This is a genomic window from Mesorhizobium sp., assembly GCF_004962925.1.
GTDB lineage: Bacteria > Pseudomonadota > Alphaproteobacteria > Rhizobiales > Rhizobiaceae > Mesorhizobium.
The window spans coordinates 17,598-28,559 of record NZ_SUEO01000024.1 but is presented as its reverse complement, the minus strand read 5'-3'; the positions used below and the strand labels follow the sequence as shown (position 1 = coordinate 28,559).

10 protein-coding genes are annotated in these 10,962 nt (G+C 62.5%); 1 reads left to right on the top strand and 9 read right to left on the bottom strand.

Going from position 1 to position 10,962, the window contains the following annotated elements; genetic code table 11:
- Positions 1-465: 465 nt before the first annotated feature.
- Positions 466-1,404: a LysR family transcriptional regulator gene (locus E5W87_RS08030; RefSeq protein ID WP_292395660.1), complete on the bottom strand. Its 939-nt coding sequence runs from the start codon at positions 1,402-1,404 to the stop codon at positions 466-468.
- Between the two features lie 83 nt (positions 1,405-1,487).
- Here E5W87_RS08030 and E5W87_RS08025 point away from each other — a divergent pair, with 83 nt between their 5' ends.
- The gene (locus E5W87_RS08025; RefSeq protein ID WP_292395658.1) at positions 1,488-1,967 is read left to right on the top strand and encodes a cupin domain-containing protein; all 480 of its coding nucleotides are present in this window, start codon (positions 1,488-1,490) and stop codon (positions 1,965-1,967) included.
- 139 nt (positions 1,968-2,106) lie between these two features.
- On the opposite strand, the gene E5W87_RS08020 is transcribed toward E5W87_RS08025, so the two are convergent.
- From E5W87_RS08020 to E5W87_RS07985, 8 genes are all read right to left on the bottom strand, one after another.
- A complete protein-coding gene (locus E5W87_RS08020) occupies positions 2,107-3,186 on the bottom strand; it encodes an ABC transporter ATP-binding protein (RefSeq protein ID WP_292395656.1) in 1,080 nt (359 codons plus the stop codon).
- A complete protein-coding gene (locus E5W87_RS08015; protein ID WP_292395654.1) occupies positions 3,183-3,983 on the bottom strand; it encodes an ABC transporter permease in 801 nt (266 codons plus the stop codon). The genes E5W87_RS08020 and E5W87_RS08015 overlap by 4 nt, the downstream gene beginning before the upstream one ends.
- A gap of 1 nt (position 3,984) precedes the next feature.
- Positions 3,985-4,845 carry an ABC transporter permease gene (locus E5W87_RS08010; protein ID WP_292395652.1) on the bottom strand — a complete coding sequence of 287 codons (861 nt, stop codon included), beginning with the start codon at positions 4,843-4,845 and terminating at the stop codon, positions 3,985-3,987.
- A 68-nt stretch (positions 4,846-4,913) separates the two neighbouring features.
- The gene (locus E5W87_RS08005) at positions 4,914-5,918 is read right to left on the bottom strand and encodes an ABC transporter substrate-binding protein (protein WP_292395650.1); all 1,005 of its coding nucleotides are present in this window, start codon (positions 5,916-5,918) and stop codon (positions 4,914-4,916) included.
- A gap of 65 nt (positions 5,919-5,983) precedes the next feature.
- A complete protein-coding gene (locus tag E5W87_RS08000; protein WP_292395648.1) occupies positions 5,984-7,459 on the bottom strand; it encodes an aldehyde dehydrogenase in 1,476 nt (491 codons plus the stop codon).
- The gene (locus tag E5W87_RS07995) at positions 7,456-8,508 is read right to left on the bottom strand and encodes an LLM class flavin-dependent oxidoreductase (RefSeq protein WP_292395646.1); all 1,053 of its coding nucleotides are present in this window, start codon (positions 8,506-8,508) and stop codon (positions 7,456-7,458) included. The genes E5W87_RS08000 and E5W87_RS07995 overlap by 4 nt, the downstream gene beginning before the upstream one ends.
- A complete protein-coding gene (locus E5W87_RS07990; protein WP_292395644.1) occupies positions 8,505-10,313 on the bottom strand; it encodes an alpha/beta fold hydrolase in 1,809 nt (602 codons plus the stop codon). The genes E5W87_RS07995 and E5W87_RS07990 overlap by 4 nt, the downstream gene beginning before the upstream one ends.
- On the bottom strand, positions 10,306-10,893 hold the full coding sequence (locus E5W87_RS07985; protein ID WP_077381571.1) for an amino acid synthesis family protein: 588 nt from the start codon (positions 10,891-10,893) through the stop codon (positions 10,306-10,308). The genes E5W87_RS07990 and E5W87_RS07985 overlap by 8 nt, the downstream gene beginning before the upstream one ends.
- Positions 10,894-10,962 lie beyond the last annotated feature (69 nt).

Here is a 10,962-nt window from a genome sequence, read left to right as displayed (position 1 = left end):
ACCGGGCAAGCCCTCCACGCCGTCGGTCGCCAGACCCAGCGCGGACGGCGCTTCAATAATGGCATAGGGGCGAGTCGGCATCAGGTGCTCCCAGGTATCGCGAGTGAGAACCGGCAACGCCGGCGGTCTCTGCTGAGCGCTGCGCCCGAGGCTGCCTCGGTAGGCAAGATCCCAAATTGCTCTTCAGGCCGCCACGCTCTTCGACATTGTCTCCAGCACCGCTGAGGGTATTTTTCTCGTCAATTCGATCGCGCTGTTTTCGCCGGAAGTCGCACCACTCGGCGAATTGATACCGAAAGTGTGCAAAACCGAGGAAATTTCAAGCCACCCAATTTCCTTTTGAAGTCAAGATCGAGAGTTTTCTGACCGGCAAGGAGACTGTTCTTTACTGCGTTCTGAGAGAAAGTTGCGAGGCTGGATCAATGGGTTGTCGTAGATCAAAACGATCCAAAACGGGCGCTCTTCTCAAAGACCTTCGTCCCAATACGGCGTGCGTCCGATGCATCGCGCAAGGTGGTCGACGAAGGCACGGACCTTCATCGACATGAGCCTGTTGCTGGGATAGACGGCATAAATCGTGCTGGCTGGAGGCTCCCAGGCATCAAGCACGCGTCGCAGCGCGCCAGTACGCAGCGGCTCCGCTACCGCCCAAGTGGGCAGTAGGGCGATGCCGATGCCGTCAAGCGCCGCAACGCGCAGCATCTCCGCATTGTTGCTGCGGAAGCCGCCGCCCACGGCCACCCGCACCTCGCCTCGTTTGCCGGCAAGGCGCCATTCATCGCCCCAAGGCAGGAGGCTGGTGCAGAGGCAGTTGTGCTTGGCAAGGTCGCCCGGCTCGCGCGGCGCTCCACGCTCCGTGAGATAAGCGGGCGCAGCACAGGCGACGAGCCGGGATGGTGCGAGCTTGCGCACGACAAGCGGCGAATCCTTGATCACGCCGATGCGGATCGCCAGATCGAGCCCTTCATCGACCAGACTCACATGCGCCGGGCTCAAAGCAATATCGACGGAAAGTTCCGGATAGCCCCTCAGGAACTCGGGGACGGCCGGCGCCACATGCATCCAGCCGAAGCTGTCGGGCGCCGAAATGCGAAGGGTGCCGCGCGGCTCGCGCTGCAGCGCGGTCGCCGCCTGTTCCGCAGCTTCAGCTTCAGCGAGAATCCGCGCACAGTGGCGGTAATAGACTGCGCCCGCTTCGGTCATCGAGAGCCGACGCGTGGTGCGATTGAGCAGGCGAATGCCCAGGCGCTCCTCGAGCCGCTGCACATGGGCGCTAACAGCGGATTTGGAGATTTTGAGATGCCGTGCCGCCGCTGAGAAGCTGCCGCTATCAACGACGCGAGCGAACGCAGCGATTCCATCGAGCGGATCCATCGTCGGATTGTCCTGAAATCCGGACAGCATGTCCATACAATTCCGGCTAATCGACGGGCGAGAACGGGCTTATCTCTCTTGGTGAGCCACCTGAACCACAAAGGAGATCGACGATGGATGCCAAAGTTACCGCAGCCGAACCGTTCGTTCGCGAACCGGCGGCCGGATCGACGCTCAATGTTCTGGGCATCACCCATGTCTACAAAGCCACCAGCGCTGAGACTGCGGGGTCCTTCTCGCTCTGGGAGTCCGTGGTTCCGCCGGGCGCGGGAACGCCACCGCACACCCATGCCCGTGAGGATGAAGCCTTCTACGTGCTGAGTGGCGAACTCGTCATCGAATTCGAGGGCGAACGTGCGCCCCATCGCATTGTGCCCGGTGGCTTCTTCTTCGGCCCACGGGGCCGGCGCCATGCCATCCGCAATGTCGGCGACAAGCCGGCTCGCGTGCTCGTCCTTTGCGCGCCGAGTTGCGGCCTTGATCAGATGTTTGGGGAATTGGACGCCGCGACCGCCGCGGGCATGCCGGAAATGGCAAAGCTCGTGGCCATCGCCGCCAAATACGGCGTCACCATCGAGCCGCCGGCTGCCTGAGATGTCGTTCCAGACCGCCAGTTCGATGGAGCTTCCATTTGACGAAGGTCGTTTCAACGTCGTGTTGTGGCGATGAACATCTCAGACCTGGCGAGGCTCTACCGCGAGATCCGCCGCGCTGAAGTCAAACTTTCGGCTGTCAGGCTGGAAACAGGAATGCGGCGGCGGGATCGAAAAAAATCTGTTGTCTGCTCGAGGCGATGCCTTCATGTGCTTCTGCCATGTCGGATGTCGGCCTGACGTCGATCTCCTGGCCGGCGGCCGTGCGCGCGATGACGCGCCGCCGCTCGCCGAAGAAAGCGGTGTCGATGAACTCGACCGCAAGCCCGGCAGTGGCCGGGCCGGGTCTCAGCCGAAACGCTTCCGGCCGCACCATCAGCCTGGTCTTCTGGCCATGGCTGAAGTCCTGATCGATCCTGACGCCCGAGACAACCGAGCCATCGGCCAAGCGGATCGTGGCGGAGCCGTTGACGGTTTCGAGATGCTCGGCCGGCAGGAAATTGGAATTTCCGATGAAGCTGGCCACGAATTCGCTCGCAGGTCGCAGATAGAGGTCCTCACCGGTGCCGATCTGCTCGATGCGCCCGTCCCGAAACAGGGCGATGCGATCCGAAAGATGCAGGGCCTCGTCCTGATCGTGGGTGACGTAAAGGATCGTTACACCGGTTTCGCGGTGGATGCGCCGTATCTCGGCCTGGATTTCCTCGCGCAGCTTCTTGTCGAGCGCCGAAAGCGGCTCGTCCATCAGAAGGATCGGCGGATCATAGGCTAGCGCCCGGGCAAGCGCCACGCGCTGCTGCTGTCCACCGGATAGCGCGCCAGGATATCGGCCGCCGAAACTCTCCAGTCGCACCAGCGACAGCATCTCGGCGACTTTTCGTTTGACCTCGGCGTCCGGCCGGCGGCGCACACGCAACGGAAAGGCAACATTCTCGGCGACGGTGAGATGCTGGAACAGCGTATAGCGCTGGAACACCATACCGATATTGCGCTTGTGCGACGGCACCGACAGCAGCGACCTTCCTTCGAGAAGAACGTCGCCCGATGTCGGATGCTGAAAGCCGGCGATTGCGTAGAGCGTCGTCGACTTGCCAGAGCCAGAAGGGCCGAGAAAGGTCAGGAACTCGCCCTTGGGTATATCGACCGTGACATCGTGCACGGCGACGAAGCTGCCGAACGTCTTGCGCAGATCGCGAATGGAGAGGAACGGTTCGGTCATTTCGACAATTTCCGCCGAATGAGTGCAGTCACGACCATCAGGCCCAGCGTCAGAAGGACGAGAAGGCTGGAGGCCGCGGCGATGACCGGGCTCAGATCCTGGCGCAGGCTGCCCCAGATCTTGACCGGCAAGGTCTGCAAGGTGGGGCTGGCCATGAAGATCGCGACCACCACCTCATCCCATGAGGCGAGAAAGGCGAAGATCGCCGCCGAGAAGATCCCGATCTTGATCGCCGGCAACGTGACCCGGAGTTTTGCTTCGAATGGGCTTGCGCCGCAGACGATCGCCGCATCCTCGATGGATTTGTCAAAACCTTCGAGTGCCGCGGTGATGGGAATGATGGCGAAAGGAAGTGCCAGGACTGTGTGAGCGATGACGAAACCCGCCGTGGTGCCGCCGAGCCCGATCCGCAGGAAGAATGCATAGATGGCGATAGCGAAGACGACGACCGGCAGCACCATTGGCGTCAGCAGCAGGCCGCGAAGCGTATTGCGCCCGCGAAACTGTCCCCTGACCAGGGCGAAAGAAGCCATGAGCCCGATGATGACGGCAAGGATCGCAGCCATGGTGGCAATGCGCGCGCTGGTCAGCGCCGCGTTGAGCCAGGCCGGATCGGCGAAGAGCTCCTCATACCATTTCAGCGTCCAGCTTGGTGGCGGAAAAGCCAGCCACCGCGACGATCCGAACGACAGAAGCACAATGAAGACCACCGGCAGCAGCAGAAACGCCGCAACCAGGCCGGTGAAACCCAGAAGTGCTGCGCGCAGCCAGCCCAGCCGGTCGTAGTCGAGCAGCATCTCAGATGCCTCCTGTCATGCGCTTGGCGCCGACGAGGCGCAGTTGCAGCGCGTAGAGCGCCATGGTCACCAAGAGCAGGATGAAAGCCGCCGCGCTTCCGAGCCCCCAGTTGAGCAAAGACTGGATCATCTGGGCGATCATTCCGGCGAGCATCATGTTGGAAGTGCCGCCGAGCAGCGTGGGTGTCACGAAATAGCCGAGCGACATGACGAAAACCATCAGGCCACCTGCAGCGATTCCCGGAAGCGACAATGGCAGCAGGATGCGGCGGAAGGCGTCGAAGGGGCTCGCACCGCACAGAGCGGCGGCACGCAGCGTCATCGGATCAATGGCGCGCAGGGTTCCGACCAGTGGAAGTATCATGAACGGCAGCATGATGTAGACCATGCCGATGGTGACGCCAGTCAGGTTGTTGATCAGCGGCAGCGGCTCGCTGATCAGGCCAACATCCATCAGCATCCGGTTGATGACGCCGGTGCGTTGAAGCAGCACCATCCAGGCATAGGTGCGGGTGAGCAGATTGGTCCACATCGACAGGATGATGATGCCGAAGACAATCGAACCGAGGGCGGGCGGCATGATCGCCAGCATCCAGGCGACTGGAAACGCGACGATGACGGTGACGGCGGTGACAACGGTGGCGACTAGAAAGGTGTTGAAGAAGACCCGCGCATAGGTGCCGTCGCCAAACAGGATGGCGTAGTTCTGCAGGCCCGGTACGGGTTCGGTCACGCTGCGCAACAGCAACGCAAGGACCGGCACCACGAAGAACAGGGTGATAAGGGTCAGCGCCGGCAAGGCGCCGCCGGTGCCGTCTGGCCTTCTGAGGATTGGCGGTCGATGAAGCAAATTGCCCGACATGGCGATGATCCCGTCAGATCAGGCGGGACGCCTGGCAGCGTCCCGCCGGTTCATGGTGAAATCAGCGGCTATTTGGCCTGCCAGGCGTACCACCGCTCCGCGATTGTGTCGCGGTTTTCAGCCCAGTAGCTCATGTCGAGGTTGATCTGCCCGTCGACATAGGCGTCCGGCAGCGACTTGACGACATCGGCCGGCATTTCGGCCTTGGCTGCAGTGTTGATGGGGGCGTAGCCGCTTGCTTCAGCAAACATTGCCTGGCTTTTCGGGCTAGTCGCAGCGGCCAGGAATTTCATGGCGCTCGCCTTGTTCTTCGAACCCTTGGGGATGACGAGCACGTCGGCGGCAGTCATGTTCTGATTCCAGGATGCGCCGACATCGGCGCCGTCCTGCTTGAGGGCGAAGACACGTCCGTTCCAGAGCTGCCCGAAGGCCGCTTCACCGGAAGCGATCAGCTGTTGCGACTGAGCGCCGCTGTCCCACCAGACGATTTCCGACTTGATCGTGTCGAGCTTCTTGAACGCCCGGTCGAGGTCGAGTGGATAGAGTTTGTCTGCCGGCACGCCGTCGGCCAGCAGTGCGATTTCGATGACGCCTGGCGCCGACCATTTGTAAAAGGTGCGCTTGCCGGGAAATTTCGTCAGGTCGAACATGTCGGCCCAGCCCGTTGGTTCGCCCGACACGGCCCCTTTGTTCCAGGCAAGAACGAAGGAGTAGTAGAAGCTGCCGACCGCATGGTCGGTGGTGAAGCGAGGATCGAGATCGGCTTTCGGCACGACATTGAAATCGATCGGCTCCAGCAGGCCATCCTTGGCCGCCTTGATGGCGAAATCCATTTCGACATCGACGACATCCCAGGCGACGCCGCCGCCTTCTACCATGGCTTTCAGCTTGCCGTAGTCCGTCGGGCCGTCCTGCAGGACCTTGATGCCGGAACTCGCTTCGAATGGAGCAGCCCAGGATTTGGTCTGCGCCTCCTGGGTGGTTCCGCCCCAGCTGGTGAACACCATTTCATCGGCATGCGCGGCAGTGGCTGCCAAGAGTCCGGCCAAGATGCCGGTCAGAATCAGTTTCATGTCATTCTCCTCTGTTGGTTGTTTTTGGTTTCTTGTTTTTATGAAATTGCGCGACTGGCGCTGCCTCATCGCATGACGAACGGATCCGGGATCGGGTCGTCGGATATGCGTATCCAGACGGATTTCGAGCGCGTGTAATCGCGGATGGCGTCCAGCCCGCCCTCACGGCCGAGCCCCGACTGACCGTAGCCGCCGAACGGCACGAGCGGCGAAACGGCGCGGTATGTGTTGACCCAGACGACGCCGGCATGGATGTCGCGCGCCATGCGGTGCGCCTTGGCGAGATTGGTGGTGAACACGCCCGAGGCGAGGCCGAACGGCGTATTGTTGGCAAGCGCCAACGCCTCCGCTTCCGTGTCGAAGGCGAGAACGCTGAGCACCGGACCGAACAATTCCTCCCGCACGCAGGGCAGTCCTGCGTCCTCGGCGTCGATAATGGTCGGTGCGTAGTAGAAGCCGCGCGGATGCTCGACGGGCCTTTTTCCGCCAGTGACCAGCGTCCCGCCATTGGCGAGGCTCTCGGCAACGATCTTTTCGATCCATTCCCGCTGGCGTAGCGTTGCCAGTGGTCCCATTTCGATGGCCGCATCCTGCGGATCGCCTATCCTGATGGCCTCGGCCTTGTGCTTCAGCCTGTCCAGGAACTCGCCCTTTATCGAACGCTCGACAAGCAGCCGCGAGCCGGCGACACAGCTTTGTCCAGACGCCGCGAAAATCCCGGCCACCACCGCGTTTGCCGCACTGTCCAGGTCTGCGTCGGCGAACACGACAACCGGGCTTTTCCCACCCAGCTCCAGCGTCGTGTAGGCGAGATTTTCCGCCGTGTTGCGGACGACTGCGCGAGCGGTCGAAGGGCCGCCGGTAAAGGCGACGCGTGAAACCCGCGGATGACTTGTCAGGCGCCGGCCGCAATCGTGCCCGAACCCGGTCAGTATGTTGACGCTTCCGGCGGGAAATCCGGCCTCGTGAACGAGTTCGGCGAAGGCCAGCAGCGGCGCAGGGCCGTCCTCGGAGGCTTTCAAGACGACCGTGCAGCCGGCCGCCAGTGCCGGGCCGAGTTTGACGGCTGAAAGGAAGAGCTGCGAGTTCCACGGCACGACGGCAGCGACGACGCCGATCGGCTCGCGCCGGATGGTGACGTCCATATCGGCCTTGTCGATAGGCACATGCGAGCCTTCATGCTTGTCGGCAAGCCCGCCATAGTAGCGGTAGTAGTCGCCGACATAGGCGATCTGGGCGCGGGTCTCACGGATGATCTTGCCGGTGTCGCGCGTCTCCAGTTCCGCCAGGCGGCCTGCATTGGCGACGACAAGGTCGCCGAGGCGCACCAGCAGCTTGCCGCGGGCGGTCGCTGTCAGCGAAGCCCACGCGGTGGAGTGCAAAGTCCGGTGCGCCGCCTCGACGGCGCGGTCGACATCGGCTTCCGTTGCAGCGGGCATCGTCGCCCAGGGCGCACTGGTTGATGGATCGATGCTTTCGAAGGTGGCCGTCGGCGTATCGAACGCTCCATCTATGAAGTTCCTGAAGGCCACAAGGGTCATTGCGGCCTCCCATTCCCGAAGGCCGGCATCACCTTGTCGACAAACAGCTGCAGGGATTTCTTCTTGCGCTCGTGTGGCAGGCCGCTGTCGATCCAGATCGAATATTGGTCGTAGCCGAGCGCCTCGTATGCCTTCAGCCGGGTGATCACCTCTTCGGCTTCACCGATAACCAGGTTCTGTCGGATCTTGTCCGGCGCGTATTGCGGCATGGCTGCGATCTCGTCCTCGGTGAGCGCTTCCAATATGCCTTGGCGAACAGGCTTCTTGTCCTGGAACCACGCGCCGAACTGGCAGTAGAACAGCGACAGGTCCTTCGTCAGCTGCTCCGCATCGGCGGCGTCCTCGGCAACGAACGTATGCATCAGCAGCATGATGTCGGGGCGGGCCATGTCCGGGTGCGCCGCGCACACCGCGTTGAAGCGCTCCATCAGGCTGGTTACTTCGTCATCGCCCGAGGCGAGCGGCGTCACCTGGACGTTGCAGCCGTTGGACACGGCGAAGTCATGCGAGTTCGGATCGCGCGCCGCCACCCAGATTGGCGGGTGTGGTTTTTGCACCGGCTTGGGCGACGAGGTGGTGGAGGGAAACGACCAGAACTCCCCGGACATCTCGAAGTCGCCTTCCCAGAGGCCCTTGATAGCGGGGATGATCTCGCGCATGCGTTGGCCCGCGCCCCAGGCATCGAGCCCCGGGAAGAGTCGCTGGTATTCATAGCTGTAGGCGCCTCGCGCGATGCCGATGTCGAGCCGGCCGCCCGTGATGACGTCGGTCATGGCTGCTTCGCCGGCGAGCTTGATCGGATGCCAGAACGGCGCGATAACCGTTCCTGTGCCGAGCCGGATGCGCTTCGTCCTGGCGCCAAGATAGGCGATGTTGATGAACGGGTTTGGCGAGATGGTGAACTCCATGCCGTGGTGTTCACCGATCCAGGCCGTCTCGAAGCCTGCCGCCTCGGCCATCAGGACCAGTTCCTCAAGCTCGTCGATGAGCTCGGCATGCGGCTTTGCCGGGTCCGAGCGTTCCATATGGACGAAGAGCGAGAACTTCATATCTGTTGACCCGGATTAGAAGTGTTCATGGATACCGGCTTGGCGAGCGGACGGACTTCACCTTCGACCTCGTTGCCGACATAGACTCCAAACGCATCCTCCCGACATTCGCGAACGTAGCGGGCGAGCATCGAGCGCACAGCAGCGTCGGCGATATTCAGTCCGGCAATCCCGTCGATGTCGACGAGCCGAACCTGGCCATCGCTGGTGTGGAGCGCGTCCACCGTGCCGCGGTAATAGACATGCGTTCGCGATGGGTTTGCGGCGTCGTCCCAGACTGCAAACAGGAATCCGAGATGAGCCTCGATGGCTTTCGCAGCGAGGCGTCCCCTGAGGCTTTGCGTGTCGGCGGGCGTCCCGAGTCCTCGGCCCGCCGGCAGTTCGAAAAAGCCGTCGACGGTTTCGAAGAACAGCACGCGGCCTTCATCTTCGAGGATAGCGCCGACCTCCATGTCGGGCGGCGCGGCTGCCAGCGCTTCCTGGCTGAGGCCGGGCGAGACATAGGCGCCACGGCAATAGCCGAGGGGCTGCGATGAATTGTGGGAGAATTCGCGAACGCGGCCGATGAGGATCGAATGGTCGCCGGCGTCGACCAGCTGCTCCATGTCGCAGTCAAACGTCGCCACCGATCCATCGAGCAGCGGGCTGCCGGTCGGGCCGACGCGCCATTCGACAGCCGAGAACTTGTCCTGCGATTTCGAAGCGAAGACGCCGGACGCGGCTCTCTGTTCCTCCGAGAGCACGTTGATGGCAAAGCACTTCGAAGTCGAAAACACAGGATGACCCAGCGCTTTCTTGGCGATGCAGACCAGCACAAGCGGCGGATCGAGCGAAACGGAGGTAAACGAATTGGCAGTGAAGCCTCGAGGCTCTCCTTCCGGCCCTATCGCGGTGACGATGGTAACGCCGGTCAGGAACGAACCAAGCGCCCGCCTGAATTCGCCCGCGTCGAAGGCTGTGCCCATCGCCGGTAGCTCCGATGTGCTGGTGCTGTCATTGCTCTCGAGAAAATCGGCAATGTGCCGTGTGACCGTGTCGGGCGAGGCTATTGCCATCATGTGTCGTTCGCCCTCCAGAACGACGCAGCGACCGCGCGGCGCGAGGCGGGCCATAGCCGCCGACATCGCAGGTGACGAATTTTTGTCCTGCGAGCCGGTCATGAACAGGGCCGGCATCGCGAGACCGGAAAGACGATCGCCATGTGCCGCATCCGCATGGGCGAAAAGTCGATATGTGCGCGCATAGCCTTCCGGGTTGACGCTCAGCAGCGCCGCACGCGTCGTCCTTGCGGCCTCGGCCAAGCTGTCGGGGACGGGGTTGCCGAACCAGCGCGCGATCGTTGCGTCCGTTCCTGACGGGTTTTTCGCGCCGTTCAATTCGGCAGCGCGCTCGCGCACCGCCTGCGCAAGGTCCGCCGGACGGCGAAAGACCGCGTTGAGCGACACGATGCTGCGGACCCGTTCGGGGGCATCGAGAGCGATTTCCTGCCCGACCAGCGCCCCCATTGAATGGCCAACGATTGAGACGGCACCCAAGCCAAGGTGATCAACAAGCCGGATTGCCTGTCCGGCATAGTCGGCAAGGCTGGCGTCCTCGGGTGGTAGCGGCGACAGGCCGTGTCCCAGCATGTCGATCGCGATCACATCCCATCTGTCCCTCATCAGCTCGATCTGGGGGCCCCAGATCGCCGCGTTCATGCCGACGCCATGGATGAGGAGGACCGGCGCGCCGGATCCGGCACGGATGAAGCCGGTGCCGTCAGGCGCCGTTCCGCGATGCCAGCCAGGGGCCGTCAGCTCAGCCATGCAGGTCGCCGACCTCCTTGAGATCCTGGTAGCGGTCACCGATGCGATGATGCGGTCGCCCGCCGATCGAGGCGCCAAGCGCCACCACCAACTCGTCTGGCGCCGGCGCGTCGCCGATCTGGAAGTGCACCGTCAGGTAGTGCGAACGTCGGCCTTCATCATTCTTGTCCATGAGCGGGATCATGATCGGCGTGTTCGGCCCGCCACGGAGATTGGTGAAGGCAAGATAGGTCTTGGCACCGACGGCACGCCGATAGTGATTGCCGAAATGCAGCGTGTGGATGAGCGCGGAGGCATGCTCGATCTCGCCCGACGTGCCGCAGATTGCCGCCTTGCCGTAGCCTTCGATCGCTTCGCCAGATCCCGCGACTGCGAGAATTTCGTGGGTCAGCATCTCCCCCAAAACCGGCGCATAGGCGCGGATCTCGGGAGAAAGGTCCTCGGTGAAACCGCGCCCGGCCCAGGGGTTGTCGAGCACTGCCGCCACGCCGATCAGGCGCAGCGGCCGGGGGGCCACCTTGCCGCCTTCAATCAGCGTGTTCTCGACATAGGTGACGATCTTTCGGATGGCCGGCTTCATCAAATCCTCGGTGATCGATTGGGCTGAAGCATCCGGAAAAGTTCCTTTCGCCTCAATCGTCTTATGGTA

Bases quoted from the DNA above. Each gene is read 5' to 3' on its own strand.
- E5W87_RS07995 (WP_292395646.1), bottom strand. From the start codon at position 8,508: ATGAAGTTCTCGCTCTTCGTCCATATGGAACGCTCGGACCCGGCAAAG.
- E5W87_RS08000 (WP_292395648.1), bottom strand. From the start codon at position 7,459: ATGACCCTTGTGGCCTTCAGGAACTTCATAGATGGAGCGTTCGATACG.
- E5W87_RS08020 (WP_292395656.1), bottom strand. From the start codon at position 3,186: ATGACCGAACCGTTCCTCTCCATTCGCGATCTGCGCAAGACGTTCGGC.
- E5W87_RS07985 (WP_077381571.1), bottom strand. From the start codon at position 10,893: ATGAAGCCGGCCATCCGAAAGATCGTCACCTATGTCGAGAACACGCTG.
- E5W87_RS08015 (WP_292395654.1), bottom strand. From the start codon at position 3,983: ATGCTGCTCGACTACGACCGGCTGGGCTGGCTGCGCGCAGCACTTCTG.
- E5W87_RS08025 (WP_292395658.1), top strand. From the start codon at position 1,488: ATGGATGCCAAAGTTACCGCAGCCGAACCGTTCGTTCGCGAACCGGCG.
- E5W87_RS08005 (WP_292395650.1), bottom strand. From the start codon at position 5,918: ATGAAACTGATTCTGACCGGCATCTTGGCCGGACTCTTGGCAGCCACT.
- E5W87_RS08030 (WP_292395660.1), bottom strand. From the start codon at position 1,404: ATGCTGTCCGGATTTCAGGACAATCCGACGATGGATCCGCTCGATGGA.
- E5W87_RS07990 (WP_292395644.1), bottom strand. From the start codon at position 10,313: ATGGCTGAGCTGACGGCCCCTGGCTGGCATCGCGGAACGGCGCCTGAC.
- E5W87_RS08010 (WP_292395652.1), bottom strand. From the start codon at position 4,845: ATGTCGGGCAATTTGCTTCATCGACCGCCAATCCTCAGAAGGCCAGAC.